Raw genomic sequence first — 26,003 nt, 5'->3', positions numbered from 1 at the left:
TTACGGCTTTTTCTTGGCAGGGGCGGCTTTGGGCTCAAGCTCGGCGGTCATGTCCGCCAGCAGCTTGTTGACCACCGGCACCGCGCTTTCCAGCTTGGCCTGGGTCAACTGGGCCGATTGCTGGGTCAGCTGGGGCATTTTTTCCAGGACTTTCTTGCCCAGGGGCGAACGGTAGAAGGACACCAGTTCCTTGAGTTCCGGCTCGCTGAAGTTGGAGGTGTAAAGCTTGACCATGTCCGGCTTGAGCTTCTTCCAGCCGATGGCCTGGTCCAGTGCGGCGTTGGCCTTGGCCTGGTAGGTTTCGAGGGTAGCTTTTTTCGACTCGGGAGCCTTGGTCTGCTCAAAGCGCTGGGCAAACATCTGCTGCACTTGCATGTACACCGGGGTACCCAGTTTGTCGGCGTGCGCCAGGGTCAGGAACTCTTCGGCACTGGCGTTGTGGCTGGCGGTATCGGCAAAAACAGGACTGCTGGCACACACCAGAGCAACTGCGGTACAGATGGCACGAAGACGGGTCATCGAGTTTCCTTTTCTACAGGCGAGGTAAAACCCCAAGGGCGATCATTCTGCGCCTAATAAACGCCGGCCCTCAACCCCATTGCTCTGCGCGTCCGATTGACGGGCCGAAACGATCGAAAAATGATTGAGGGAACCCGTGTCGCCCTTCAGGGCCTAAACTGCGCATTCAGACCTACAGGAGTTTGACCCGATGAGCCGTATCGAAACCGACAGCCTTGGCCAGGTTGAAGTCCCGGATGAAGCCTACTGGGGCGCCCAGACGCAGCGCTCCATGATCAACTTTGCCATTGGCAACGAACGCATGCCGCTGTCGGTGCTGCACGCCCTGGCGCTGATCAAGAAAGCCGCCGCGCGGGTCAATGACCGCAATGGCGACTTGCCTGCCGACATCGCGCGCCTGATCGAACAGGCCGCCGACGAAGTCCTGGCTGGCCAGCATGACGACCAATTCCCCCTGGTGGTCTGGCAGACCGGCAGCGGAACCCAAAGCAACATGAACGTCAACGAAGTGATCGCCGGGCGCGCCAACGAGCTGGCGGGCAATCCCCGCGGCGGCAAGAGCCCGGTGCACCCGAACGATCACGTCAACCGCTCCCAGAGCTCCAACGACTGCTTCCCCACCGCCATGCACATCGCCGCCATCCAGGCGGTCCATCAGCAATTGCTGCCGGCGATCGCCGAGTTGTCCGGCGCACTGGCGGAACTGGCGGCGCGCCACATGAAACTGGTCAAGACCGGCCGCACCCACATGATGGACGCCACGCCGATCACCTTCGGCCAAGAACTGTCAGCCTTCATCGCTCAACTCGATTACGCCGAACGGGCGATCCGTGCGGCACTGCCGGCGGTTTGCGAACTTGCCCAGGGCGGCACGGCAGTGGGCACCGGACTCAACTCGCCCCACGGCTTCGGCGAGGCGATCGCCGCTGAACTGGCGGCGCTGTCCGGCCTGCCCTTCGTCACCGCGCCAAACAAGTTCGCGGCGTTGGCCGGCCATGAGCCCCTGACCACGTTGTCCGGCGCGCTGAAAACCCTGGCCGTGACCCTGATGAAGATTGCCAATGACCTGCGCCTGCTGGGCTCCGGGCCACGGGCCGGGTTCGCCGAAGTGAAGTTGCCAGCCAATGAACCGGGCAGCTCCATCATGCCCGGCAAGGTCAACCCGACCCAGTGCGAGGCCTTGTCGATGCTGGCCTGCCAGGTCATGGGCAACGACGTGACCATCGGTTTCGCCGCCAGCCAGGGTCATTTGCAATTGAACGTGTTCAAGCCGGTGATCATTCACAACCTGTTGCAGTCGATCCGTCTGCTGGCCGATGGCTGCAGCAATTTCCAGCAGCACTGCATCGCCGGGCTCGAACCGGATGCCGAGCAGATGGCGGCGCATCTGGAACGTGGCTTGATGCTGGTCACCGCCCTGAACACACACATCGGCTATGACAAATCCGCCGAAATCGCCAAGAAAGCCTACGGCGAAGGGCTGACCCTGCGCGAAGCGGCCTTGCAGTTGGGGTATCTGACCGACGAAGAGTTCGATGCCTGGGTGCGGCCGGAGAATATGCTGGAGGCCGGAAGCCAGGGTTGAGATGTGTGCTTGGTTGGACGCAAAGCGTGCGCTCAACACAACCCACCTGTGGGAGCGAGCCTGCTCGCGATGAGGCCGGTCGGCTCGACATCATTATCGACGACCAGACCGCTATCGCGCGCAGGCTCGCTCCCACAAAAAAGCGGTTCTTCCTGCAGTCGCGGTCTATCGCCCGACAGCCAGTCGCTCACGCCGGGCCCTGAGCCCGGCAATCAGCGACGGCCCCAGGGCAACCAATGCCGATCCCAACACCACCAGCACCGCCCCGCCATACCCCAACAGATTGATCTGCTCGGCATGCACGTAGTCAGGCCACCACCAAGCTGCCAACGCCACCGCGGCGAAGGTCACCAACGGCGTGATCGCCAGGGTTGCGCTGACCCGCGACGCTTCCCAGTGAGCCAGGGCCTCGGCAAAGGCGCCGTAGGCAATCAGGGTATTGAGGCAGCAAGCAAGCAGTAGCCAACCTTGCAGCGGACTCAGTTGCAGCGCCTCCAGCGGATGTACCCAGGGCGTGAGCAGCAGCGCGCAGAACAGGTAGATCACCATCATCACCTGCAACGAATTCCACACCGTCAGCAGTTGCTTCTGGCCCAGGGCATAGAAGGTCCAGACCGTCGACGCCAGCAACACCATCAAGACCCCGGCGGTGTAGTCGCTCAGGGACGTCAGCAGCTCGCCGAGGCGCTGGTTGAAAAACAGCGTGAAGCCGATCAACAACACCAGCAGGCCGATGCCCTGTCCCACGCTGAAACGCTCCTTGAACACAAACAGGCTGGCCACCAGCAACATGATCGGCCCCATCTGCACCACCAGTTGCGCGGTGCCGGGGCTCAAGCGATTGAGGCCCATCAGGTACAGCACGTAGTTGCCGACCAGCCCCAACACCGCCATCGCCACCAGCCAGCCACCCCGGGGGCCCAACACCTTGCGACTGGGCAAACGGCCAGTGGCCGTCAGGTAGATGAACAGCAAGCCACCGGACACCAGCAAGCGAAACCAGGTCACGGTGACCGGATCCATCACCTGCAGCACTTGCTTGAGCTTGATCGGCAGGATGCCCCACAGCAGGGCGGTCAGCAGGGCAAGGAACAGGCCGTAGACCCAGCGACCGGACGATATGTGCATGCAATCCTCGCAGCTCAAGACAAAGAGCCCCCATTCTAGGCGCGGATCGCTTCAGGACACAGGGACAGTTAGGCCGTGGACGTCCATGGGACTGTACGGGTCGTTGCCGTCGATCGCCTGGCCAGGCGCAAATCAAGGACTGCGCATAAGCTCAAATGACATTGCCCCGCTGCCTTTGGAGACCGCCATGTTTGGCAAACGCGCCCAGGATCCCGCCCCTACGACGATTTTTCGCAGCGACCGGATCTGCCGGGTAAACGGCGAGTTTTATTTCAATACCCGAGAAGGCACGCAGGAAGGCCCGTTCGCCAGCCGCGAGGCGGCAGAACGGGAGATAAAAGCGTATATCGCGCGGATGCAGCAACTGACCCAGGTTGCCAGCTAGCGCAGCTGACGCAGCCCCCCCTTGTGGCGAGGGGATTTATCCCCGCTGGGCTGCAAAGCAGCCCCAAAGCAAACCACTCTGTCAGCCTGATATACCTCGGTTGTAGATTTTAGGGTTGCTGCGCAACCCAGCGGGGATAAATCCCCTCGCCACAAGTAATCATCTCGCTAACTGTCAGCGCCCGGTTATCTCACCGCCTCAAACAACCCCGTCGCCCCCATCCCGCCGCCCACGCACATGGTCACGATGCCGTAGCGCAGGCTGCGCCGTTGCAGCTCGCGCACCAGATGGCCGACCTGGCGCGAACCGGTCATGCCGAACGGGTGGCCAATGGAAATCGAACCGCCGTTGACGTTGTACTTCTCGTTATCGATTTCCAGCCGGTTACGACTGTAGAGACACTGGGATGCGAAGGCTTCGTTGAGTTCCCACAAGTCGATATCATCGATATGCAAGCCCTTGGCCTTGAGCAGTTTGGGCACCGAAAACACCGGACCGATGCCCATTTCGTCCGGCGCGCAACCGGCCACGGTAAAGCCACGGAAAAACGCCTTGGGCGTGAGCCCCAGGGCCAGAGCTTTTTCCAGACTCATCACCAGGGTCATCGAAGCCCCGTCGGACAACTGTGACGAGTTGCCTGCTGTCACCGAGCCGTCTTCGGCGAACACCGGCTTCAAGCCCGCCAGACTTTCATAGGTGGTGTCGGGGCGGTTGCAATCGTCGCGATCAACCACGCCGTCGAGAATCTGCACCGCACCGGTGTTCTTGTCCTCGACCTTGTACTTGACCGCCATCGGCACGATCTCGTCGTCGAACAGCCCGGCCGCCTGGGCCTGGGCAGTGCGCTGCTGGCTCTGCAAAGCGTAGCGGTCCTGTTCTTCACGGCTGACCTGATAACGGCGGGCGACGATCTCGGCGGTCTGGCCCATGGGGAAATAAATCCCCGGCACTTGCTCCTTGAGCAGCGGGTTGATCAGGTGATCGGTATTGACGCTTTTCATTGTCAGGCTGATGGATTCCACGCCACCGGCAACAATGATCTCGCTGCAACCGGAGGCGATCTGGTTGGCGGCGATGGCGATGGCTTGCAGGCCCGAGGAGCAGAAGCGGTTGAGGGTCATGCCGGCGGTGCCGATGCCCAATTGCGAGAGCACCGCCACGTTCCGACCGATGTTATAGCCCTGGGCGCCCTCGTTCGAACCGGCGCCGACGATGCAGTCCTCGACGCTGGCCGGATCGATCCCGTTGCGCGCCAACAATGCATCGACACAATGGGCCGCCATGTCGTCCGGACGGGTCATGTTGAACTTGCCGCGAAAAGACTTGGCCAGGCCGGTCCGCACGCTGTCGACGATCACCACTTCACGCATGGCTGTACCTCAATTGTTATTGTCGGTTAGGAGTCAATTGAGCATAGATCCACTGCATAACCGACCGCGACGATCATTCACCCCGCGTATGCGTTCCCATCGCCCACTATTTGCCCTTGCTCGCCTTGCGAGCCTGCTTTGCTGAGCGCTCGAAGGCCTCCTCCAGCGCTTCATTAAGCGTGCGCAACACCTTGACCCGCGCCCAGCGCTTGTCGTTGGCCTCCACCAGGGTCCAGGGAGAAATCTCGGTGCTGGTGCGGTCGACCATGTCGCACACCGCCGCCCGGTAGGCATCCCATTTGTCACGGTTGCGCCAGTCGTCCTCGGTGATCTTGAAACGTTTGAAAGGAATTTCCTCGCGTTCCTGGAAGCGCTCCAGTTGAGTCTCCTTGTCGATGGCCAGCCAGAACTTGACGACCACGACTCCGGCGTCGGCAATCTGCTCCTCGAAATCGTTGATCTCGCCGTAGGCCCGCAGCCAGTCGGCCTTGCTGCAAAAACCTTCGACCCGCTCCACCAGCACCCGGCCGTACCAGGAGCGATCGAACACGGTGAACTTGCCCCGCGCCGGGATATGCCGCCAGAACCGCCACATGTAGGGATGGGCGCGCTCTTCCTCGGTGGGTGCGGCAATCGGTACGATGCTGTACTGGCGCGGGTCGAGCGCTGCCGCGACCCGCCGGATCGCCCCACCCTTGCCCGCCGCATCATTGCCCTCGAACACCGCCACCAGGGCATGGCGGCGCATGCGTTTATCGCGCAACAGGCCGGAAAAACGCGCCTGCTCGGCGATCAGTTGTTCTTCGTAATCGGCCTTGTCCAGACGCAGGGTCATGTCCAGGCTGTCCAGCAGCGTGACCTGGTCGTCCAGCGGCGGCAGTGGCGCCACATTGACCTTTTCCGCTTTGATCCTCGAGCGGTGCAAGGCCTGGCGCATCCCGTCAAGCAGGATCCGTCCGACCGTAAGGCTTCGATAATAACTGTCCATGCCTTCGATCACATGCCACGGGGCGTAGTCTCGACTGGTGCGGCGCAGGACCCGCTCACCGTATTTGACGAACTTGTCGTAGGTCTGGGACTGCTGCCAGTCCAGCGGGCTGATGCGCCAGCTGTGCAGCGGGTCGTCCTTGAGCCCCTTGAGCCGGGCTTTCATCTGTTTCTTGGACAGGTGAAACCAGAACTTGAAGATCAGTGCGCCTTCATCGCAGAGCATTTTCTCCAACCGTTCAGCGCCATTGATGGCCTGGTCGAGCCGTGGATCCTTGATCTGGCCATGAACGCGCCCCTGCAGCATCTGGCTGTACCAGTTGCCAAAGAAAATCCCCATGCGTCCCTTGGCCGGCAGCATCCGCCAATATCGCCAGGCCGGTGGCCGCGCCAGCTCTTCGTCGGTCTGCTGATCGAAGGTACGCACTTCGATCAGCCGCGGGTCCATCCACTCATTGAGCAATTTCACCGTTTCGCCCTTGCCGGCGCCTTCGATGCCGTTGATCAGCACGATGACCGGAAAACGGCTCTGCTGGTGTAGCTCGTACTGGGCTTCGAGCAACGCTTCACGCAGTGCCGGCACTTCGGCGTCATAGGTGTCTTTATCGACGGCGTGACCGATTTCAGCGGATTCGAACATGGACAGCTCCTTCCAGGGAATGGGGCAAGACTAGCGGATTGGACGCGGGCCGGTGCAGCAGATTCCATCCAGACGAACGCTGTATTGCGATGGGTCAAGCAAGCCCATACCGATCGGCTAGAATGGCCTCCCAGTTTTGACCGAGCCTGCCATGACACCCGTACAGCACCACGCCCAACTCGACTGGGACGATCAGGGTCGCCCGCGCTCGCGGGTGTTCGACGATGTGTATTTTTCCGATCAGTCGGGCCTGGAAGAAACCCGCTATGTGTTCCTTGAACAGAACAACCTGACCGAGCGTTTTGCCGCGCTGCCGGACGACGGGCGGCTGGTGATCGGCGAGACCGGGTTTGGCACCGGGCTGAATTTTCTCTGCGCCTGGCAGTTGTTCGAGCAGTGCGCACCGGCCGGGGCGCGGCTGCATTTTGTCAGTGTCGAGAAATTCCCCTTGAGCCCCCCCGACCTGCGCCGGGCACTGGATTTGTGGCCGCAACTCAAGCTTCAGGCGGATCAATTGCTTGCGCAGTACGTCGCCATCCATCAGGGCTTCCAGCGCCTGACGCTGGCAGGTGGCCGGGTGACCCTGACCTTGTTGATCGGCGACGCCCTGGAACAATTGCCACAGCTGGATGCGCAAATCGACGCCTGGTTCCTGGACGGTTTCGCGCCGGCGAAAAATCCCGAGATGTGGACCGCCGAGCTGTTTGCCGAACTGGCGCGCTTGGCTGCCCCCGGCGCGACCCTCAGCACCTTTACCAGCACCGGCTGGGTGCGACGGTTGTTGAACGCGGCCGGCTTCAAGATGAAGCGTACGCCGGGCATCGGCCATAAATGGGAAATCCTTCGCGGGGTGTTTCTCGGCTGGCCGCAACTGACACCCGCACCGCCCCCGGTAAAACCCTGGTACGCCCGCCCCACGGCGCACAGCGGCGAGCGTCGAGCCCTGGTGATCGGCGGCGGCCTGGCCGGTTGCGCCAGCGCGTCCAGCCTTGCGGCCCGTGGCTGGCAGGTGACACTGCTGGAACGGCATGCCGGGTTGGCCGAAGAAGCGTCCGGCAACCCGCAGGGCGTGTTGTATCTCAAGCTTTCGGCCCATGGTACGGCGCTGTCGCAGATGATCCTCAGCGGTTTCGGTTACACCCGGCGCCTGCTCGAACATCTGCAGCGAGGTGTGGACTGGGACGGCTGCGGTGTCTTGCAACTGGCCTTCAGCGCCAAGGAAGCCGAGCGCCAGGCGCAATTGTCCGAGGCCTTTGCCGAAGATTTGCTGCACGTCCTGGATCAGTCCCAGGCCGAGGCGCAGTCCGGTATCGGCCTGGCCTGTGGCGGTCTGTTTTACCCGCAAGGCGGTTGGGTGCATCCGCCCGCGCTGTGCCGCTGGCAGGCATCCGCCCCCAAGATTGAGGTGCAAAACCACCATGAAGTCCTCGAGCTGCGCCGCATCGACGGTCAGTGGCAGGCCTGGGACGGTGAACGTTGCCTGGCCAGCGCGCCGGTAGTGGTCCTCGCCAGCGCCGCCGAGATCAAACGCTTCGATGCGGCCGCCGACTTGCCCCTCAAGCGCATTCGCGGGCAAATCACCCGCCTGTCGCAAACCGCCCACAGCCAGGCACTGCGCACGGTGGTCTGCGCCGAAGGCTACGTGGCTCCGGCACGGTTGGGCGAGCACACCCTGGGGGCCAGTTTCGATTTCAAGAACGACGACCTGACCCCTACCGCCGCCGAGCACGCCGGCAACCTGCAGATGCTGGAGCAAATCTCCGCTGATCTGGTGGAACGCCTGGACGCCAGCACCCTGGACCCGGCACACCTCCAGGGCCGCGCGGCGTTCCGTTGCACCAGTCCGGACTATCTGCCGATTGTCGGCCCCTTGGCCGAGAGTCAGGCCTTCACCCAGGCATACTCGGCGCTGAGCAAGGACGCCCGCCAAGTGCCGGACTGCCCATGCCCCTGGCTCGATGGCTTGTACATCAACAGCGGCCACGGCTCCCGGGGCCTGATCACCGCGCCATTGTCGGGCGAGTTGATTGCCGCCTGGCTGGACAACGAACCTTTGCCCCTGCCCCGAAGCGTGGCCGAGGCCTGCCATCCGAACCGGTTTGCGTTGCGGGCGCTGGTTCGGGGCAAGGCCTAATGCAGATTGCCGGTATGCCACAAAAACCTGTGGGAGCGAGCCTGCTCGCGATTGCGCCAGATCATCTGGCATCCAAGTGACTGGCACACCGCGATCGCGAGCAGGCTCGCTCCCACAGGCTGATGTTTTGCCGTGGTTTTTCAGTCGCCCGAGCGTCCCTACTTCAGCTGCTTATAACGCATTGATCTAAAACTCACACCAATCCCACCGGTCAGTTTCAAAGTACCCGCCATTTTGGCGTATGGTGTTTGACCCTCCCCAACGGAAAAACCGGTAAGGACTTATGTGCGGATTAGCTGGAGAGTTACGTTTCGATCAACAACCTGCGGACCTTGCGGCCGTAGAGCGAATCACCCATCACCTGGCTCCTCGCGGCCCCGACGCGTGGGGTTTCCACAGTCAGGGCCCCATTGCCCTGGGCCATCGGCGCCTGAAAATCATGGACTTGTCCGACGGTTCGGCCCAGCCGATGATCGACAATCAGCTGGGCTTGTCCCTGGCCTTCAACGGCGCGATCTACAACTACCCTGAATTGCGCGCCGAGCTGGAAGGCCTGGGCTACGCCTTCTATTCCGGTGGCGACACCGAAGTGCTGCTCAAGGGCTACCACGCCTGGGGCGAAGCACTGTTGCCCAAGCTCAACGGCATGTTCGCCTTCGCCATCTGGGAACGCGACGCCAAGCGGCTGTTCATCGCCCGCGACCGCCTCGGTGTCAAACCGCTGTACCTGTCGCGCACCGGCCAGCGCCTGCGCTTTGCCTCGGCGTTGCCGGCGCTGCTCAAGGGTGGCGACATCAGCCCGATGCTCGACCCGGTGGCGCTGAACCATTACCTGAACTTTCATGCCGTGGTCCCGGCGCCTCGCACCCTGCTGGCCGGCGTTGAAAAGCTGCCGCCTGCTTCCTGGATGCGGGTCGAAGCCGACGGCTCCACCGAGCAGAAAACCTGGTGGACCCTGCCCTACGGTCCACGGGCCGACGAACAGCACCTGAATCTGCAAGACTGGATCGACCGCGTGCTCGACAGCACCCGTGAAGCGGTCGCCATTCGTCAGCGTGCCGCCGTGGATGTCGGCGTGCTGCTTTCCGGCGGCGTGGACTCCAGCATGCTGGTGGGCCTGCTGCGGGAGGTCGGTGTGGAAAACCTTTCCACATTCTCCATCGGCTTCCAGGATGCCGGTGGCGAGCGCGGTGACGAGTTCCAGTATTCGGACCTGATCGCCAAGCACTACGGCACTCATCACCACCAGTTACGCATCGACGAAAAAGAAATCATCGAGCAACTGCCGGCGGCGTTTCGGGCCATGAGCGAGCCGATGGTCAGTCACGACTGCATCGCCTTCTACCTGCTGTCGCGGGAAGTGTCCAAGCATTGCAAAGTGGTGCAAAGCGGCCAGGGCGCCGATGAACTGTTCGCCGGTTACCACTGGTATCCACAAGTGGACGGCGCCAGTGACCCATACGCGGCCTATCGCGCCGCATTCTTTGATCGCAGCTACGAAGAATATGCCGCTACCGTGCAGCCCAAATGGCTGACGGCCAATGACGCGGCCGGTGATTTCGTCAAGGAACACTTCGCCCAACCGGGCGCCGACGCAGCGGTGGACAAGGCCCTGCGTCTGGACAGCACGGTGATGTTGGTGGACGACCCGGTCAAGCGCGTCGACAACATGACCATGGCCTGGGGCCTGGAAGCGCGCACGCCATTCCTGGATTACCGACTGGTGGAACTCTCGGCACGGGTCCCGGCGAAATTCAAGCTGCCCGACGGCGGCAAACAGGTCCTGAAGGAAGCCGCTCGACGGGTGATCCCTGGCGAGGTCATCGACCGTAAAAAAGGCTATTTCCCTGTACCCGGTCTCAAGCATCTGGAAGGCAACACTTTGGCCTGGGTCCGCGAACTGCTGCTGGATCCGAGCCAGGATCGCGGCCTGTTCAACCCGGCGATGCTTGATCGACTGCTGACCGACCCCAACGGCCAGCTCACCCCGTTGCGTGGCTCAAGGCTGTGGCAATTGGCGGCGCTGAACCTGTGGCTCAGCGAGCAAGGAATCTGATCGATGAAACCCCACAATCAACGCCTGCTGCGGGGCCAGGCGCCCTCCTACGAACGCCTGCAGGCGCGACTGGCCGAAGACGGCAGCGAACTGGGCGCCGACCCGATCGCGGTGCACTGCGGCTGGGGCCGATTGCTGATCGGCCACACCTTCCCGGACCCGGCAAGCCTGGCGCAAGAGCTGCTCAATGAGCAATCGGGTGAGCGCGACATTGCCTTGTACGTCGCCGCCCCCCAGCAAATACTCGGGCTGGAGCCGGCGCAGCTGTTTCTCGACCCATCCGACACCTTGCGCCTGTGGTTCAGCGACTATCGCCAGGCCACCCGGGTATTTCGCGGTTTCCGGATACGCCGGGCCCAGAGCGACGCCGACTGGCAGGCGATCAACCTGCTGTATCAGGCCCGGGGCATGTTGCCCATCGATCCGCAACGACTCACACCGCGCCATGAAGGCGGGCCGGTCTACTGGCTGGCCGAAGATGATGACACCGGCGCGGTGATCGGCAGCGTCATGGGCCTGAATCACCAGAAAGCCTTCAACGACCCGGAAAACGGCAGCAGCCTCTGGTGCCTGGCCGTGGATCCGCAGTGTTCGCGGCCCGGTGTCGGTGAGGTCCTGGTGCGCCACCTCATCGAGCACTTCATGAGCCGGGGCCTGAGTTACCTGGACCTTTCGGTGCTGCACGACAATCGCCTGGCGAAAAGTCTCTACGCCAAGCTCGGGTTCCGCAATCTTTCGACGTTCGCCATCAAACGCAAGAACTGCATCAATCAGCCGTTGTTCCTGGGGCCGGGCCCCGAGGCGCAGTTCAATCCTTATGCGCGCATCATTGTCGAAGAGGCTCACCGCCGGGGCATCGAAGTCCAGGTGGACGACGCCGAAGGTGGATTGTTTACCCTGGTCCACGGCAGCCGCCGGATCAGGTGCCGTGAATCCCTCAGCGACCTGACCAGCGCCATCAGCATGACCCTGTGCCAGAACAAAAGCCTGACCCACAAGGTGCTGAAAAACGCCGGCTTGAACTTGCCGGCCCAACAGTTGGCTGGCAACGCCGATGACAACCTGGCCTTTCTCGATGAGCACGAACGGGTAGTGGTCAAGCCTCTGGACGGTGAACAGGGCCAGGGTGTGGCGGTGGATCTGCGCACGATTGAAGAGGTGCAGAGCGCGATTGAAACGGCCCGCCAGTTTGACAGCCGGGTGCTGCTGGAAAGCTTCCACGAAGGCCTGGACCTGCGCGTCCTGGTGATTGGCTTTGAAGTGGTGGCAGCGGCGATCCGGCGGCCGGCGGAGGTGATCGGCGACGGTCGGCACACCATCGGCGCGCTGATCGAAGCCCAAAGCCGCCGCCGACAAGCGGCCACGGGGGGTGAAAGCAAGATTCCCATGGACGCCGAGACCCAACGCACATTGAGCGCGGCAGGTTATGACTACGACAGTGTGCTGCCCGCTGGCAAACACCTGTTCGTACGGCGTACGGCGAACCTTCATACCGGCGGGGTGCTGGAAGATGTCACGGGCATCCTCCATCCGACCCTGAGCGAAGCTGCGGTACGCGCCGCGCGGGCCCTGGATATTCCCATGGTTGGCCTCGACCTGTTAGTGCCGGCGGCCGATCAGCCCGAATACGTGTTCATCGAAGCCAACGAACGCGCCGGCCTGGCCAACCACGAACCGCAACCCACTGCCGAACGCTTTGTGGATTTATTGTTTCCCCATAGTCAGGCGGTGGCCCAATAGAGGTGTAGTGCCTGGGCGGGCCTCATCGCGAGCAGGCTCGCTCCCACCCGGTGGTATGCACCGCCGCAGAAACCTTGTGGGAGCGAACCTGTTCGCGATGGCGGCTTGAAGGACACCAACCTTTCATAGGTCAGACACATTCCCTTCCTCATCGAAACCATCGATGCGCTCAACTCATCAGGAGTTTCCATGATCAGCAAAATTCCCGAACCGGATCTCGAATACCTGCAAAAGGTCCTGCTGGAAATGCTCGCCATTCCCAGCCCCACCGGCTTCACCGACACCATCGTGCGCTATGTCGCTGAGCGGCTCGAAGAGTTGGGTATCGAGTTTGAAATGACCCGGCGCGGCACGATCCGCGCCACCCTCAAGGGCCGCAAGAGCAGCCCCGATCGGGCCGTGTCGGCTCACCTGGACACCATCGGCGCCTCGGTGCGCGCCATCAAGGACAACGGGCGCCTGACCCTGGCTCCGGTGGGTTGCTGGTCCAGCCGCTTTGCCGAGGGCAGTCGCGTCAGCCTGTTTACGGACACGGGGGTGATCCGAGGCAGCGTACTGCCGCTGATGGCGTCCGGGCATGCATTCAACACCGCCGTGGACGAAATGCCCATCAGTTGGGATCACGTCGAACTGCGCCTGGACGCCTACTGCACCACCCGCGCCGATTGCGAAACACTGGGGGTGGGCATTGGCGACTATGTGGCGTTCGATCCTTTGCCGGAGTTCACCGAGAGTGGCCATATCAGTGCTCGGCACCTGGACGATAAAGCCGGGGTCGCGGCGCTGCTGGCGGCGCTCAAGGCGATTGTCGACAGTGGCGAAGAACTGCTGATCGACTGCCACCCGCTGTTTACGATTACCGAAGAAACCGGCAGCGGCGCGGCGGCTGCACTGCCTTGGGATGTCAGCGAGTTCGTCGGCATCGACATCGCGCCGGTCGCACCGGGCCAGCACTCGAGCGAACACGCAGTGAGCGTGGCGATGCAGGATTCCGGGGGACCCTATGACTATCACCTGTCACGGCACTTGCTGAAGCTGGCCAGGGAAAACGAACTGCCGGCGCGCCGCGACCTGTTCCGTTATTACTTCAGCGATGCCCATTCCGCCGTCACCGCCGGCCACGATATCCGCACCGCCCTGCTGGCCTTCGGCTGCGACGCCACCCATGGCTACGAACGCACCCACATCGACAGCCTGGCCGCCCTGAGCCGTCTGCTGGGCGCCTACATCCTCAGCCCACCGGTATTCGCCAGCGACGCCCAACCGGCCCAGGGTTCGCTGGACCGCTTCAGCCATCAACTCGAACACGATGCGCAGATGGAAAGCGATACCCGGGTGCCGTCGGTGGATAGTTTGATTGGGCAGCGGTCGGATAACTGAGCACAGTTCCAGAATCTCAGTGCCCGTCATGACGCCATCGCGAGCAGGCTCGCTCCCACAAGGAGACCTTCGTTGAGCATAAAGTTCGTGCCCGACGCAGGCCCACTGTGGGAGCGAGCCTGCTCGCGATAGCGCCGCAGCAGACACCGCAATCCCCAAGCCAGGCTAGCCGCAAAAGCCCTTTGGTCGTAGCATCGCGACATTGTCTAGCCGAGGTACCCCATGCTGATCCCTTACGACCAACTCGAAGTCGACACGCTCACTCGCCTGATCGAAGATTTCGTGACCCGCGACGGCACCGACAATGGCGATGACACGCCGCTGGAGACCCGCGTATTGCGGGTCCGGCAAGCCTTGACCAAAGGCCAGGCGATGATCGTCTTCGACCCGGAAAGCGAACAGTGCCAGTTGATGCTCAAGCACGACGTGCCCAAGCATCTATTCGACTGAGCAGACCTTGCGACTGGCCAGGGCCCTTTTTTTCTGAATCTTTTCGTATATCTCGGAGCGATGAACGTCGATGTGCCGTGGCGCTTCCACGCCAAAACGAACAGTGGTGCCGTTGACCGAGAGCACTCGGACGGAAATATCATCACCGATGGAAATCAGTTCACCCACAGCGCGGCTAAGTACGAGCATGGTTCTTGTCCTTAAGAATATCTGGAACTTGACCATGCCCGCCCCGCCTGAGGTTCTCAAGACACCTTCAAGAATTCAGTAACGCCCTACAAGCAACACTCTGGCAACTGAAGGAAACGTCCTGCAAAACCCTGTCAGCTAGCGGACTTATTCAAGAGGCGGAAATCCGCGGACCGAACAGAATCACACTCGCCCCCAACACGCAGAGCGCCACCCCCACCCAGTCGGAAGTCAGCGGCCGCGCTCGCTCCACCACGGCCAGCCAGCCGATCGAGGCGATGATATAGATACCGCCATAAGCGGCGTAGGCACGACCGGCGTAGGTCGCTTCGATGCGGGTCAGCAACAGGGCGAACAGCGTAAGACTCAACAGGGCCGGCACAATCCACCAGGCGCTCTTGCCCTGGCGTAGCCACATCCAGAACGCGTAACAGCCGGCGATTTCAAACAGCGCGGCGAGAAAGAACCAAAAATAGTTGAGCATGTGAGCGTCCATCAGGAGGGCCGAATGCGGCCATCCTGAGGACGCCGGACACTCAGGTCAACTCGGGTTCTGTCGAGCCTTGGCGCGCATCTTGTCGGCCATGACGGTCATTTCGTCGTACAGCAATTGCGGATTCTTCTGCTTGATGGCCCAGGCCATGCGCCCTTGCTCGTGGGGCAGGATCATGAACTGGCCCTGGGCGACCTGTTCATAGATGTAATCGGCAATCTCGGCAGCGCTGATCGGCGAGCTTTCCAGCAGCTTGCCAACCTGGGCTTTCATTGCCGGCGTCGGGCCGCGGAAGGAGTCCAGCAGGTTGGTCTGGAAAAACGACGGGCACACCACATGCACACCGATTTCCTGCTGTGCCAGCTCGATCAACAGGCTTTCCGACAGCGCCACCACACCAGCCTTGGCCACGTTGTAGTTGCTCATGGCCGGGCCTTGCATCAGGGCGGCCATGGAGGCGATGTTGATGATCTTGCCGTGGCTTTTTTCCAGCAACGGCAAGAACGCCTTGCAACCCTTGACCACGCCCATCAGGTTGATTGCGATCTGCCAGTCCCAATCCTCCAAGGACAGTTCACTGAAGAACCCACCCGAGGCCACACCGGCATTGTTGACGATGATGTCGATGCCACCGAGCTTCTCTTCGCAGGCCTGGGCAAACGCCGTCAGTTGGCTGTAGTCGCGCACGTCGCAGCGCTGGACAAAACCGTCGCCGCCAGCGTCACGCACCAACCTGAGGGTTTCCTGAAGGCCCGGCTCACTGACATCCGACAAGGCCAGGCGCCAGCCTTCGCGGGCCCAGCGCAGCGCGATTTCGCGACCCAGGCCAGAACCGGCACCGGTAATCATCATGCGATTTTGCATAGGAAACAGCCTTGTTGTTCCGGGAGAGATGCGCCGAGTGTAGCGAAGGACCCCGCCGCACCCACGCTCCATCAGAGTGCTGAATGGCGAGGGCAAACCTTAATAGGTTTTGAGGGGAACAACCCAGTGGAACCGCCTGTGGGAGCAAAGCTTGCTCGCGATCGGCGCGACGCAGTTCTGGAAGATGGTGTCGTTTGCAGCGCGAGCCCGCTTTGCTCCCGAAGACGGGTTCTTTCACGCCTCAAAAAGACTTTGAATTTTTTACAGGACGTTACGGTCGTACTTATTAAGCCGCCCGGATTTAACGCATGCGTGCTGGTAGTTGAAAGTTGCATCACTCCAGAACTGACCAATAAGGAAATCAACAATGGGCACAATACTCATCATTATCCTGATCCTCCTGCTGATCGGTGGCCTGCCGGTCTTCCCGCACTCTAGAAGTTGGGGTTACGGTCCGTCCGGAATCATCGGTGTCGTACTGGTAGTGCTGTTGATCCTGCTATTACTGGGCAAGATATGAACCACTAAGTGACAAAAAAAGAGGCCCGTTAAGGCCTCTTTTTTATGGGCGGAACTTCTCAGTCCGGAACACCTTGTGTCACGCCGGCGGTGTTATCCAGCAGGCTCTTGGTGGCGGTTTGCAGAAACGCCTCCAGCTTGAGTTTCATTTCGAGAGCCTGCGGCGCGTCGGAGATGACATCCGCGCGTGGCTGGGCACCCAGTTGGTAGCGGTACAGCTTCGGCGCCATTTCCTTTTCCCTTGGCAGTACCAGAATTTTGTCGTCGCGGATGATCGCCGTGGTCTGATCACTGCCCGACGGTTTGATCACGCCAAATCCGCTGTCGCCTGGCGGCAGGTTCAACAGATCGCGGCCCCAGCACTGGTTACGCACTTGCCCGCCGATCCGGCCCATGATGGTCGGGACGATATCGACCTGTGTGCCCACGGTGTGGTTGCGCTGGCCGAACTTTTCCTGGATACCCGGGCCGATCAACAGCATCGGTACGTTGAAACGGCCCAAGTCCATTTCGGTAATCTGGCGCTCGTTACCAAAGCCGTGGTCTCCGACGATGACAAACAGCGTCTCCTTGAAATAAGGCTCCTTGCGGGCCTTTTCGAAGAACTGACCCAGCGCCCAATCGGAATAACGCATGGCAGTCAGGTGCGCATTCAGGCTGCCACGGTCAGTGACCGGTTCCACCGGCAACGGTGTCGGCAGCGCATACGGCGTGTGGTTGGACAGGGTCTGCAGCAACGCATAGAACGGTTTGCCGTTTTCCCGTGCCTTGAGTTCGATCAGGCTGCGGTCGAACATATCCTGGTCGGACACGCCCCAGGTGGGGTCGGAGAACACCGGGTTCACATAATCATTGCGCCCGATGAACGTGGTCATACCCTGGCCGCTGAAGAAACCCGACTGGTTGTCCCAGGCGAAATCACCGTTGTAGACATACACGTCGTCGTAGTTGCGGGCACTGAGCAGTTGCGGCAGCCCCGAAAACTTGTGGCTGCCTTCAGGTGTCTGCATCAGGTACTCGAAGCCCGGCAGGTTCGGGAAGCAGGCCATGGTGGCGAACATGCCCTGATGGGTGTGGGTACCATTGGAGAAGAAGCGGTCAAACAGCAGACCTTCCTTGGACAGTTTGTCCAGATAAGGCGTGATATTGCCCGGCGCGCCCAAGGCACCTACCGAGTGCCCCGCCATGCTTTCCATGAGAATCACTACCACGTTCTTGATCGGCAAAGTCTTGTCGGCCGGTGGCGTGTAGTCGCGACGTACGGCGGCGGTGTCTGCATCGACCAGTTTGTCGTCGGGCATCACCAGCATGTCCCGCACCGTCTGCTGGGCCAGCGGTTGCTCGAGGGTGGCTTTCCAGATGTTGTCGCGATGTTCGGACATCCGGCTCTTGGCCGCGGCCACCAGTGACAACGTGCCATTAAGGCCCAACTGGTTGGCAAAGTTCGAATCGGTGGTGTAGACGTCACCCCAGCGCAGCGGCGGCCCCTGGCGCAAGGTACCCCGGGCGGCGCCCACGGCCACGACCAAGCAGACCATGAACACCGCGACACGCCCGTACCACGGAGCCACCTGGCGTGTGCCAATGGTGCCGCCACTGAACGGCCCGCGCGGTCGAGTCGCGCGGTCGGCGCCCTTGAACGCCATCGTGAGGATCAGCGTGCCCACGGCCCACGCCAACAGGTAGCGCACCACCGGGAACCCATACCAGAGCATGCTCATCACGGTTTTCGGGTCTTCCTGCACATACTGGAAGACCAGGCCGTTGAGACGCTGGTGAAACTCGCGGTAGAAGTCCATCTCCATCAGACCGAGGAACAGCGCGATGCTGGCGGTCACGGTCAGCCAGAAACGAAAAAAACCACGAGCCGCCATGGCCCGCGCGCTGAACAAGGCCAGCAGCAGCGGAATACACAGATAGACCACCAGACGCAGGTCAAAACGCAGACCGTTGACGAACGCCTCGACGAAGGTCGAGGCCGGGGTGTCGAGGATCATTTCGCGGTTGTAGACCAGTAGCGCAACGCGCAACAGGCTGAACATGATCATCATGACCAGGGCACAGAGCAACGTGTAGGCCAGGTGAGATTTGACGGTCGGTTGCAGCAGGCGATGCGTGGTGCGTTGCTGACTCAGGGCGTCCGGGATTGCCATGTCGTGTAAGGACCTAATGGGGTTGAGGGCGAATAGAACAACGGCGCGTCCTATGCCGACCATCACCCGGGTCCCTGGGTCTGCGCGAGTGCGCGAGCGTTGAATGAATGGCTGAGCATCGCCATTCATTCACCGACGGCAACAGGCGCCGGGATTGTCCGCAAGGTCCTGTGAAAATTTTGTTCAATGACTATTCGCAAACACAAAAAACTCCGGATTGCCCGATGAGTCTGTGTCGAACCTCTCTGTGGTCAGGGGATATAACCCCCGCCACAGCTTGTGAGTCCTGATCAGTCGTTGCTTGGCTTGTTGATCGCCCGCAAGACGTACTGCGGCATGGCGAACGCGCCGATGTGAACTTCAGGGTTGTAGTAGCGGGTAACAATGCCGCTGCCAATGAAGCGCTCACGCAGGGTCTCGCGGGTCAGCTTGCGATAGGCAGTATCCGTCGAGCCCCAGGCGAAAGTCATGGCGCCACCAATGTAGGTCGGCACGGCGGCCTGGTAGAAATGCCAGTCGGCAAACAGGCCACGCAGACGCCCGGCAGTGGTTTGTACTTCGCCCAGTTGCATGAACGGTGTGCCGTTCTGGGTCACCAGAATGCCGCCTTCGTTCAGGCAGCGATGACAGGCCTGGTAGAAGTTTTCCGAAAACAGCACTTCACCCGGGCCGATCGGGTCGGTGGAGTCGGAGATGATGACGTCGAACTTCTCCTGGGTGGTGGAGACGAAACGCATGCCGTCATCGATCACCAGGTTCAGGCGCGGGTCGTCGTAGGCGCCCTTGGAGTGGTTGGGCAGGAACGCCTTGCACATGTCCACCACGGTGCCGTCGATTTCCACCATGGTGATGTGCTCAACGCCCAGGTGCTTGGTCACTTCACGCAACATGCCGCCGTCGCCACCGCCGATGATCAGCACGCGTTTGGCCGCGCCGTGGGCGAGGATCGGTACATGGGTCAGCATTTCGTGGTAGATGAATTCATCGGCTTCGGTGGTCTGGATCACGCCATCCAGCGCCATCACCCGGCCCATGCGCGGGTTCTCGAAAATCACCAGGTGCTGGTGCTCGGTGCGCACTTCGTGCAGCAGCTTGTCCATCCGAAAACGCTGGCCGTAGCCTTCGTAGAGGGTTTCCAGATAGTCGCCGGTCGGGGTAGTCGTCATGGTCAGGTGCTCCGATAAATACGCGGTTGGCCGGTGAAGGCTCGCAAAGGCGCGCATTCTACGACGCCGGGCATGACAGGTCGAACCTTGAACTCATCACCGGCCAAACTGCGTAGCAGCTGTCGAGCCCAGCCGGGGCGAGCCGGTTCGCCACAGGCTGGTCTCTCTTAGTGGAATTGACGCCCCAACCCCGCCGGAACGCCTTCGATGGTGGTTTCTTCCCACGGCCCGTTCGGGCTGATGGAGCGGCTCCAGCCGTTGCTCCAGCGGTAATAGGTGCGCTGGCGATAGAAGGTGTTGGTGTGGTTGTCCAGCACATAGACCCCAAGTTTGGCGTCCCAGTGGCTATTGCCGCCGGGTGGTGGGGCGAAGCTGGCGGAAGTACGAGGCAACGGCTTGGCCGGTGTGTTCGGCGTGACGGGCTTGCTTGGGGCGGTCGACGGCCCCGGCTTGGTGGCCGGGCCTGAAGACGGGATGGGAGGCAGCGGCGCCGACGGCTGCGGCGGACGCTGGACCGCACAAGCACTCAGGCCCAGGACGAGCGTGAGCAGGGTGATACGAGCGATGGCGGTCATGGTGCGAATTCCTGTTATTTATCCGGGCTGTCGATAGTCAGTTGTTGCTGCGCCGTGGTGCTGCTCGCCAGAGGCTTGCTGCGGCCGATCCATTCACCGGCGGTCGGTTGACCGGCCCGGGAAATGCGCGCCACCAGTTGGACTTCAGGGAAGTTCGACAGTTTCAGTTGCGGCATCATGGCGTCCGCGTCGCCCAGTTCCACGGTAACAGGCAGATCAGCGACGGTCAGGCGCTTGGCCGCCAGCGGCGCCGGCGGGCCGGAAGCGGCGCGGGCAAAGATGAACACGCTGTCGCCCGGCTGCACCTTGGCCTTGAGCGCTGGCGCCAGCTCGACGCGCACCTTGAGCAATGCCGCAGCCTTGCTCACTGGCGCTTGGGCGACCTTGCCGCCGCTGGCCTCAAGCTTCTCGGTGGCGCGGTTGATACCGCCCTGCAGCGCCTCACGGGACTTGTCGCCTTCCGGCAGTTGCGCGAGCAGGCGGCCCCAATAATCAATGGCTTGCTGATAGCGCTCGCCTTCGAACGCGGCGATTCCCAGCAGGCCCAGGCTGGTGACTTCCTTGGGATCGAGCTTGAGCGCTTCGTCGGTCAGGGCCTGGACCTTGTCCGACCATTTCTTGCCATCGGCGAAATACTGCGCCTGAGCCCATTGCCCGAGCAGCTCGGGTTGCCGGCCGGCCACCACCACGGTGCGCTCGAAGATCTTCGCCGCATCCGCCGGTCGGTCCTGGGCCATGTAGGTGCGACCGAGGAAATACAAGCCCTCGGCGTTATCCGGTTGCGCGGCCACCGCGCGCTCCAGGCGCAGGGTCATTTCTTCCATCGACTGCGGTGCCTGGGCGAACTCACGGGTCAGCTCGACCTTGTCGCTGGCGCCGAAATGCAGATACAGCCCCAGGCCCAACACCGGCACCAGCACGGCGGCGAGTAACGGCAACGGTTTCCCCAAGCGAGACTCGCGCGGCGCATCGGCGCCTTCGGTGTCGGCGAGCAGTTCACGCGCGGCTTCGGCGCGGCCGGTGTCCAGTTGCGCGGCGTTCAGCACGCCCTCTTCCTGCTCGGCCTGCAACTCGGCGACGCGCTCCTGGTACAGCGCCACGTTGAGCGCGGTGCGGTCCTCTTCGCGCTGGGCGCGGCGACCGCGCAATACAGGGATCAACAGAAAACTCAGGGCAACCAGGAGAAGCAGACCTGCGGCGAGCCAGAAATCAATCATGCTTGGTTTTATCCAACAGTTGGTCGAGGCGCTGGCGCTCTTCGACAGAAAGCGTGTCCGGGGCAGCCGTGCGCTGGACCCGGCGGCGGCGCACAATCACCGCGATGACAACGAAACCACCGAACAACAGCCCGGCGGGGCCAAACCAGAGCAGCGCGGTCTTGGAGGTCAAGGCCGGGTTGTAGCGCACGAACTCCCCATAGCGGTCCACCATGAAATCGATGATCTGCTGGTTGTCCTTGCCTTCGCCGAGCATGCGGAAAATTTCCTTGCGCAGGTCGGCGGCAATCGGTGCGTTGGAATCGGCGATGTCCTGGTTCTGACACTTGGGGCAGCGCAGCTCCTTGGTCAATTCACGAAACCGCTCGCGCTCGCCCTCGTTGGCGAATTCATAGGTATCGATGGCGGCGTGGGCCACGCCAGCCAGGCTCACCCCGAGGATGAGGGCTGCTAACCAGCGCTTCATGGCTTGGCCTCGTCGACCAGCGCCTGATACTTGGCGGCCAGCTTCTCGCGCCAGACCTGTTCGTCGATCACGCCGACGAACTTGTCGCGGATGACACCCTTGGCGTCGATGAAGAAGGTTTCCGGCGCCCCGTAGACGCCCAGGTTCAGGCCCAGGGAGCCCTCTTCATCGCGGATATCCAGTTGATACGGGTTATGGAATTCGGCCAGCCACTTCAAAGCATCGGCGTTGACGTCCTTGTAATTGACGCCGTAGATCACCACGCCGTTCTGGGCCAGTTTGTTCAATACCGGATGTTCAACCCGGCAGGAAATGCACCAGGTGCCCCAGACATTGACCAGTGCCGGTTTACCCAGCAGGTCCGCCCGCGTCAGTGTCTTGTCGTCCTGCACAGACGGCAGGGAAAACTCAGGGAACGGCTTGCCGATCATCGCCGAGGGCAATTCGGCCGGGTTCAGGTAGAGCCCCCGGTACAAAAACACCGCCATCAACAAAAACAGCGCCAGCGGCAACAGCATCAACCAACGTTTCATGCAGGGGCTCCCGTCATGCCCAGGGTTTCACGCACCCGGGTTTTTACCTTGACCCGATAACGACGATCCAAGGCCGCCAGCACGCCACCCAGGCCGGTCAGCAAGCCGCCGAACCAGATCCAGCGCACGAACGGCTTGACGTGGACCCGCACAGCCCACGCGCCATCGCCCAGGGACTCACCCAACGCTACATAGAGGTCGCGGGTGAAACCGGCATCGATCCCGGCTTCGGTCATCACCGAATTCTGCACGGTGTAGAGGCGCTTTTCCGGATGCAGCACGGTCACTTCCTGGCCGTCGCGGAGCACCCGCACGGTGCCTTTGTCGGAAGTGAAGTTCGGGCCTTCGTAATGTTTGGCACCCTCGAAGACAAACTGATAGCCACCCAGATCCATGGACTCTCCGGGCGCCAGGCGCAGGTCGCGCTCGGCGCTGTTCTGGCTGGACAGCACCACGCCCAAGGCGCAGACCGCGATACCCAGGTGGGCGAGCTGCATGCCCCAGTAGCTGCGGGTCAGGGTTGGCAGGCCCTTGATCAAGCCCTTGTGGCGGGTCTTGTCGAAGATATCCCTGACCTCGGCCAGCAATACCCAGGCCGCCAGCACGAAGGTCGCCAGCACCGCCCAGTTGAAATCGCCATACGCGATCCCGGCGATGACGGCCAGGGCAGCAGTGCCCAGCAGCACGGGCGTCAGCATGCCCATCAGCCATTTGACCGGTGTGTCTTTCCAGCGCACCAGCATGCCGACAGCCATCACCACCATCAGGATCGCCATCAGCGGAATGAACAAGGCATTGAAGTACGGCGGGCCGACCGACAGCTTGGCGCCGGTCAGCGCGTCGAGCACCAACGGGTACAACGTGCCCAGCAGGATCATCGACGCGGCAACCACCAGTACCAGGTTGTTGCCCAGCAGCAGGGTTTCCCGGGACCAGAGGTTGAAGCCGACCTGGCTTTTCACCACCGGCGCGCGCACAGCGAACAGCGTCAGCGAGCCGCCGACCACGAACAGCAGGAACATCAGGATGAACACGCCACGCTCAGGGTCAGAGGCAAAGGCATGCACCGAAGTCAGTACGCCGGACCGCACCAGGAAGGTTCCCAGCAGACTCAGGGAGAATGCGGCGATGGCCAGCAGCACGGTCCAGCTCTTGAACACGCCACGTTTTTCCGTGACGGCCAGGGAGTGGATCAGCGCGGTGCCCACCAGCCAGGGCATGAAGGAGGCGTTTTCCACCGGGTCCCAGAACCACCAGCCACCCCAGCCCAGTTCGTAGTAGGCCCACCACGAACCCAGGGTGATGCCAATGCCCAGGAAGGCCCAGGCGACAATGGTCCAGGGACGCGACCAGCGCGCCCAGGCGGCATCGAGACGACCGCCCAGCAACGCGGCAATGGCGAAGGCGAAGGCCACGGAGAATCCAACGTAGCCCATGTAGAGCATCGGCGGGTGAACGATCAGGCCGATGTCCTGCAGCAACGGGTTGAGGTCGCGACCGTCCATCGGCACCTGGGGCAGGATGCGCTCGAACGGATTGGAGGTAACGATCAGGAATAACAGGAAACCGATGCTGATCATCCCCATCACCGCCAGCACCCGGGCCAGCATTACCTGGGGCAACTGCCGGGAGAACACCGAGACCGCGAAGGTCCAGCCGGCGAGGATCAACGCCCAGAGCAACAGAGACCCTTCATGGGCGCCCCACACCGCGCTGAACTTGTAGTACCAAGGCAAGGCACTGTTGGAGTTACCGGCAACGTAGGCCACGGAGAAATCATCAGCCATGAACGCGTAGGTCAGGCAACCAAAGGCGAACAACATGAAGGCGAACTGCCCCCAAGCCGCCGGCTGGGCCAGGCTCATCCACAAACGATCGCCACGCCAGGCACCGAGTAAAGGCACCACCGCCTGAACGATGGAGAAACACAAGGCCAGGATCATCGCCAGGTGACCCAGCTCGGGAATAAACAGACCGGTCATCGATCAACCCTCCTTCACGGGAGCGGGCGCCGACTGGCCGCTGTCTTTCAAAGCCTTGGTCACTTCCGGCGGCATGTATTTTTCGTCGTGCTTGGCCAGGACTTCATCGGCCACCACCACGCCTTCGGCATTGAGCTTGCCCAGGGCGACGATGCCCTGCCCTTCGCGAAACAGGTCCGGCAGGATGCCACGATAGGTGATGGTCACGGTCTTGTTGAAATCAGTGACGTTGAATTTCACGTCCAGCGAGTCCCCGGAACGCTCCAGGGACCCCTCCTCCACCATGCCGCCGGCACGAATGCGCGTGTCCTTGGGTGCTTCGCCGTTGGCAATCTGGGTCGGGGTGTAAAACAGGTTGATGTTCTGTTGCAAGGCGCTCAGGGCCAGGCCGACTGCGGCGCCGACCCCCACCAGGATGGCAAGAATGATGACAAGACGTTTTTTGCGCAGCGGATTCACTGACCATTCTCCCGGCGCAGACGACGCGCCTCTTGTTGCAGATACCGCTTGCGGGCCAGGATCGGCGCCGCCACGTTGAGGGCCAGCACCGCCAGGCAGATGCCATAGGCGGACCAGACATACAGGCCGTGATGGCCCATGGCGAGAAAATCGCCGAATGATGCAAAACTCATCGAGCGGCCTCCAGGCTGTTCTGTACTTCGGCCTTCACCCAACTGGCCCGGGACTCGCGCTTGAGCACTTCCAGGCGCATGCGCAGCAGCAGCACCGCGCCGAAGAAACAGTAGAAACCCAGCACGGTGAGCAACAGCGGCAGCCACATTTGCACAGGCATCGCCGGTTTTTCGGTGAGGGTGAAGGTCGCGCCCTGGTGCAGGGTGTTCCACCAGTCCACCGAGTACTTGATGATCGGGATGTTGATCACGCCGACAATCGCCAGTACCGCGCAGGCCTTGGCGGCGCTGTCACGATTGCTGATGGCGTTGCCCAGCGCAATAAGACCGAAGTACAGAAACAGCAGGATCAGCATCGACGTCAGTCGGGCATCCCAGACCCACCATGAGCCCCAGGTCGGCTTGCCCCAGATCGCCCCGGTGACCAGCGCTACGGCGGTCATCCAGGCACCGATCGGCGCGGCGCATTGCAGGGCCACGTCCGCCAGTTTCATCTTCCACACCAGCCCGACCACGCCACACACCGCCAGCATCACGTAGATGGACTGGGCCAACAGCGCCGTGGGAACGTGAATGTAGATGATGCGAAAGCTGTTGCCCTGCTGGTAGTCCGGCGGTGCGAAGGCCAGGCCCCAGACCACGCCGATGCCTATCAGCAGCAGTGCGGCGATGCTCAACCAGGGCAGCAGTTTGCCGCTGATGCCGTAGAACCACTTGGGTGAGCCGAGCTTATGAAACCAGGTCCAGTTCATTGCTGTTTCCATCACGGTTGCGACTCGTCATTACGAGTCGCCAGGTCTGCCTTTACTTCAAAAGAAGTGGTCAGTTCTTGACCAGGCC

The 26,003-nt window shown here is 61.7% G+C and carries 25 protein-coding genes; 8 read left to right on the top strand and 17 right to left on the bottom strand.

What is annotated here, in order from left to right; all coding sequences use genetic code 11:
* Positions 1-519 carry a DUF2059 domain-containing protein gene (locus PSH91_RS08120; RefSeq protein WP_047226294.1) on the bottom strand — a complete coding sequence of 173 codons (519 nt, stop codon included), beginning with the start codon at positions 517-519 and terminating at the stop codon, positions 1-3.
* A gap of 190 nt (positions 520-709) precedes the next feature.
* On the opposite strand from PSH91_RS08120, the gene PSH91_RS08115 reads away from it, so the two are divergent.
* A complete protein-coding gene (locus tag PSH91_RS08115) occupies positions 710-2,104 on the top strand; it encodes a class II fumarate hydratase (protein WP_047226293.1) in 1,395 nt (464 codons plus the stop codon).
* Positions 2,105-2,269: 165 nt separating this feature from the next.
* Here PSH91_RS08115 and PSH91_RS08110 read toward each other — a convergent pair whose 3' ends face one another.
* Positions 2,270-3,232: a DMT family transporter gene (locus tag PSH91_RS08110; protein ID WP_047226292.1), complete on the bottom strand. Its 963-nt coding sequence runs from the start codon at positions 3,230-3,232 to the stop codon at positions 2,270-2,272.
* Between the two features lie 187 nt (positions 3,233-3,419).
* On the opposite strand from PSH91_RS08110, the gene PSH91_RS08105 reads away from it, so the two are divergent.
* On the top strand, positions 3,420-3,617 hold the full coding sequence (locus PSH91_RS08105) for a DUF6316 family protein (RefSeq protein WP_047226415.1): 198 nt from the start codon (positions 3,420-3,422) through the stop codon (positions 3,615-3,617).
* Positions 3,618-3,802: 185 nt separating this feature from the next.
* Here PSH91_RS08105 and PSH91_RS08100 read toward each other — a convergent pair whose 3' ends face one another.
* Both PSH91_RS08100 and pap read right to left on the bottom strand, forming a co-directional pair.
* The gene (locus PSH91_RS08100; protein WP_047226291.1) at positions 3,803-4,987 is read right to left on the bottom strand and encodes a thiolase family protein; all 1,185 of its coding nucleotides are present in this window, start codon (positions 4,985-4,987) and stop codon (positions 3,803-3,805) included.
* Positions 4,988-5,093: 106 nt separating this feature from the next.
* On the bottom strand, positions 5,094-6,614 hold the full coding sequence (gene pap / locus PSH91_RS08095; protein WP_047226290.1) for a polyphosphate:AMP phosphotransferase: 1,521 nt from the start codon (positions 6,612-6,614) through the stop codon (positions 5,094-5,096).
* Positions 6,615-6,765: 151 nt separating this feature from the next.
* Between pap and mnmC the strand changes: the two genes are divergently transcribed.
* The 5 genes from mnmC to PSH91_RS08070 all read left to right on the top strand — a co-directional run bounded on the left by mnmC (position 6,766) and on the right by PSH91_RS08070 (position 14,374).
* Positions 6,766-8,748, top strand: coding sequence for a bifunctional tRNA (5-methylaminomethyl-2-thiouridine)(34)-methyltransferase MnmD/FAD-dependent 5-carboxymethylaminomethyl-2-thiouridine(34) oxidoreductase MnmC (gene mnmC, locus PSH91_RS08090; RefSeq protein WP_305467802.1), 1,983 nt, complete (start codon positions 6,766-6,768; stop codon positions 8,746-8,748).
* Between the two features lie 283 nt (positions 8,749-9,031).
* On the top strand, positions 9,032-10,804 hold the full coding sequence (locus PSH91_RS08085; protein WP_274090302.1) for an N-acetylglutaminylglutamine amidotransferase: 1,773 nt from the start codon (positions 9,032-9,034) through the stop codon (positions 10,802-10,804).
* 3 nt (positions 10,805-10,807) lie between these two features.
* Positions 10,808-12,544, top strand: a complete 1,737-nt coding sequence (ngg, locus tag PSH91_RS08080) for an N-acetylglutaminylglutamine synthetase (RefSeq protein ID WP_139050805.1) — start codon at positions 10,808-10,810, stop codon at positions 12,542-12,544.
* Positions 12,545-12,733: 189 nt separating this feature from the next.
* Positions 12,734-13,924, top strand: coding sequence for an osmoprotectant NAGGN system M42 family peptidase (locus tag PSH91_RS08075; protein WP_076385802.1), 1,191 nt, complete (start codon positions 12,734-12,736; stop codon positions 13,922-13,924).
* Between the two features lie 222 nt (positions 13,925-14,146).
* Positions 14,147-14,374 (top strand): YheU family protein, encoded by a 228-nt coding sequence (locus PSH91_RS08070; RefSeq protein ID WP_047226285.1) that lies wholly within the window; start codon positions 14,147-14,149, stop codon positions 14,372-14,374.
* On the opposite strand, the gene csrA is transcribed toward PSH91_RS08070, so the two are convergent.
* The 3 genes from csrA to PSH91_RS08055 form a co-directional block, all read right to left on the bottom strand.
* Positions 14,363-14,563 carry a carbon storage regulator CsrA gene (csrA, locus tag PSH91_RS08065; protein WP_047226284.1) on the bottom strand — a complete coding sequence of 67 codons (201 nt, stop codon included), beginning with the start codon at positions 14,561-14,563 and terminating at the stop codon, positions 14,363-14,365. The genes PSH91_RS08070 and csrA overlap by 12 nt on opposite strands.
* A 151-nt stretch (positions 14,564-14,714) precedes the next feature.
* Entirely contained in the window at positions 14,715-15,047 is a 333-nt protein-coding gene (locus PSH91_RS08060; protein WP_047226283.1) for a YnfA family protein, read from the bottom strand.
* Between the two features lie 57 nt (positions 15,048-15,104).
* The gene (locus tag PSH91_RS08055; protein WP_047226282.1) at positions 15,105-15,920 is read right to left on the bottom strand and encodes an SDR family oxidoreductase; all 816 of its coding nucleotides are present in this window, start codon (positions 15,918-15,920) and stop codon (positions 15,105-15,107) included.
* Positions 15,921-16,287: 367 nt separating this feature from the next.
* Here PSH91_RS08055 and PSH91_RS08050 point away from each other — a divergent pair, with 367 nt between their 5' ends.
* The gene (locus PSH91_RS08050) at positions 16,288-16,440 is read left to right on the top strand and encodes a DUF3309 family protein (RefSeq protein ID WP_018606531.1); all 153 of its coding nucleotides are present in this window, start codon (positions 16,288-16,290) and stop codon (positions 16,438-16,440) included.
* A 58-nt stretch (positions 16,441-16,498) separates the two neighbouring features.
* Here PSH91_RS08050 and PSH91_RS08045 read toward each other — a convergent pair whose 3' ends face one another.
* The 10 genes from PSH91_RS08045 to PSH91_RS08000 form a co-directional block, all read right to left on the bottom strand.
* Positions 16,499-18,592: an LTA synthase family protein gene (locus PSH91_RS08045; protein ID WP_047226281.1), complete on the bottom strand. Its 2,094-nt coding sequence runs from the start codon at positions 18,590-18,592 to the stop codon at positions 16,499-16,501.
* 290 nt (positions 18,593-18,882) lie between these two features.
* Entirely contained in the window at positions 18,883-19,758 is an 876-nt protein-coding gene (speE, locus tag PSH91_RS08040; protein ID WP_047226280.1) for a polyamine aminopropyltransferase, read from the bottom strand.
* Between the two features lie 167 nt (positions 19,759-19,925).
* The gene (locus tag PSH91_RS08035) at positions 19,926-20,333 is read right to left on the bottom strand and encodes a lipoprotein (protein ID WP_047226279.1); all 408 of its coding nucleotides are present in this window, start codon (positions 20,331-20,333) and stop codon (positions 19,926-19,928) included.
* A 14-nt stretch (positions 20,334-20,347) separates the two neighbouring features.
* Positions 20,348-21,550: a c-type cytochrome biogenesis protein CcmI gene (gene ccmI, locus PSH91_RS08030; RefSeq protein ID WP_047226278.1), complete on the bottom strand. Its 1,203-nt coding sequence runs from the start codon at positions 21,548-21,550 to the stop codon at positions 20,348-20,350.
* Positions 21,543-22,016: a cytochrome c-type biogenesis protein gene (locus PSH91_RS08025; RefSeq protein WP_047226277.1), complete on the bottom strand. Its 474-nt coding sequence runs from the start codon at positions 22,014-22,016 to the stop codon at positions 21,543-21,545. The genes ccmI and PSH91_RS08025 overlap by 8 nt, the downstream gene beginning before the upstream one ends.
* Positions 22,013-22,549, bottom strand: a complete 537-nt coding sequence (locus tag PSH91_RS08020; RefSeq protein WP_288913603.1) for a DsbE family thiol:disulfide interchange protein — start codon at positions 22,547-22,549, stop codon at positions 22,013-22,015. The genes PSH91_RS08025 and PSH91_RS08020 overlap by 4 nt, the downstream gene beginning before the upstream one ends.
* Positions 22,546-24,531, bottom strand: a complete 1,986-nt coding sequence (locus tag PSH91_RS08015; RefSeq protein WP_305467797.1) for a heme lyase CcmF/NrfE family subunit — start codon at positions 24,529-24,531, stop codon at positions 22,546-22,548. Before PSH91_RS08015 ends, PSH91_RS08020 begins: the two co-directional genes overlap by 4 nt.
* Positions 24,532-24,534: 3 nt before the next feature.
* Positions 24,535-24,990, bottom strand: a complete 456-nt coding sequence (gene ccmE / locus PSH91_RS08010) for a cytochrome c maturation protein CcmE (RefSeq protein ID WP_076385818.1) — start codon at positions 24,988-24,990, stop codon at positions 24,535-24,537.
* Entirely contained in the window at positions 24,987-25,163 is a 177-nt protein-coding gene (gene ccmD, locus PSH91_RS08005) for a heme exporter protein CcmD (RefSeq protein ID WP_007939192.1), read from the bottom strand. Before ccmD ends, ccmE begins: the two co-directional genes overlap by 4 nt.
* Complete coding sequence (locus tag PSH91_RS08000; protein WP_047226273.1) at positions 25,160-25,915, bottom strand: heme ABC transporter permease; 756 nt, start codon at positions 25,913-25,915, stop codon at positions 25,160-25,162. The genes ccmD and PSH91_RS08000 overlap by 4 nt, the downstream gene beginning before the upstream one ends.
* Positions 25,916-26,003: the final 88 nt, after the last annotated feature.

This window comes from Pseudomonas sp. FP1154, from assembly GCF_030687245.1.
GTDB lineage: Bacteria > Pseudomonadota > Gammaproteobacteria > Pseudomonadales > Pseudomonadaceae > Aquipseudomonas > Aquipseudomonas rhizophila.
Note: the sequence above shows the minus strand (reverse complement) of the source record. Positions and strands in the feature narration are given on the sequence as shown.

Coding starts and splice junctions, on each gene's coding strand:
- PSH91_RS08120 (WP_047226294.1), bottom strand. CDS start 519: ATGACCCGTCTTCGTGCCATCTGTACCGCAGTTGCTCTGGTGTGTGCC.
- PSH91_RS08115 (WP_047226293.1), top strand. CDS start 710: ATGAGCCGTATCGAAACCGACAGCCTTGGCCAGGTTGAAGTCCCGGAT.
- PSH91_RS08110 (WP_047226292.1), bottom strand. CDS start 3,232: ATGCACATATCGTCCGGTCGCTGGGTCTACGGCCTGTTCCTTGCCCTG.
- PSH91_RS08105 (WP_047226415.1), top strand. CDS start 3,420: ATGTTTGGCAAACGCGCCCAGGATCCCGCCCCTACGACGATTTTTCGC.
- PSH91_RS08100 (WP_047226291.1), bottom strand. CDS start 4,987: ATGCGTGAAGTGGTGATCGTCGACAGCGTGCGGACCGGCCTGGCCAAG.
- pap (WP_047226290.1), bottom strand. CDS start 6,614: ATGTTCGAATCCGCTGAAATCGGTCACGCCGTCGATAAAGACACCTAT.
- mnmC (WP_305467802.1), top strand. CDS start 6,766: ATGACACCCGTACAGCACCACGCCCAACTCGACTGGGACGATCAGGGT.
- PSH91_RS08085 (WP_274090302.1), top strand. CDS start 9,032: ATGTGCGGATTAGCTGGAGAGTTACGTTTCGATCAACAACCTGCGGAC.
- ngg (WP_139050805.1), top strand. CDS start 10,808: ATGAAACCCCACAATCAACGCCTGCTGCGGGGCCAGGCGCCCTCCTAC.
- PSH91_RS08075 (WP_076385802.1), top strand. CDS start 12,734: ATGATCAGCAAAATTCCCGAACCGGATCTCGAATACCTGCAAAAGGTC.
- PSH91_RS08070 (WP_047226285.1), top strand. CDS start 14,147: ATGCTGATCCCTTACGACCAACTCGAAGTCGACACGCTCACTCGCCTG.
- csrA (WP_047226284.1), bottom strand. CDS start 14,563: ATGCTCGTACTTAGCCGCGCTGTGGGTGAACTGATTTCCATCGGTGAT.
- PSH91_RS08060 (WP_047226283.1), bottom strand. CDS start 15,047: ATGCTCAACTATTTTTGGTTCTTTCTCGCCGCGCTGTTTGAAATCGCC.
- PSH91_RS08055 (WP_047226282.1), bottom strand. CDS start 15,920: ATGCAAAATCGCATGATGATTACCGGTGCCGGTTCTGGCCTGGGTCGC.
- PSH91_RS08050 (WP_018606531.1), top strand. CDS start 16,288: ATGGGCACAATACTCATCATTATCCTGATCCTCCTGCTGATCGGTGGC.
- PSH91_RS08045 (WP_047226281.1), bottom strand. CDS start 18,592: ATGGCAATCCCGGACGCCCTGAGTCAGCAACGCACCACGCATCGCCTG.
- speE (WP_047226280.1), bottom strand. CDS start 19,758: ATGACGACTACCCCGACCGGCGACTATCTGGAAACCCTCTACGAAGGC.
- PSH91_RS08035 (WP_047226279.1), bottom strand. CDS start 20,333: ATGACCGCCATCGCTCGTATCACCCTGCTCACGCTCGTCCTGGGCCTG.
- ccmI (WP_047226278.1), bottom strand. CDS start 21,550: ATGATTGATTTCTGGCTCGCCGCAGGTCTGCTTCTCCTGGTTGCCCTG.
- PSH91_RS08025 (WP_047226277.1), bottom strand. CDS start 22,016: ATGAAGCGCTGGTTAGCAGCCCTCATCCTCGGGGTGAGCCTGGCTGGC.
- PSH91_RS08020 (WP_288913603.1), bottom strand. CDS start 22,549: ATGAAACGTTGGTTGATGCTGTTGCCGCTGGCGCTGTTTTTGTTGATG.
- PSH91_RS08015 (WP_305467797.1), bottom strand. CDS start 24,531: ATGACCGGTCTGTTTATTCCCGAGCTGGGTCACCTGGCGATGATCCTG.
- ccmD (WP_007939192.1), bottom strand. CDS start 25,163: ATGAGTTTTGCATCATTCGGCGATTTTCTCGCCATGGGCCATCACGGC.
- PSH91_RS08000 (WP_047226273.1), bottom strand. CDS start 25,915: ATGAACTGGACCTGGTTTCATAAGCTCGGCTCACCCAAGTGGTTCTAC.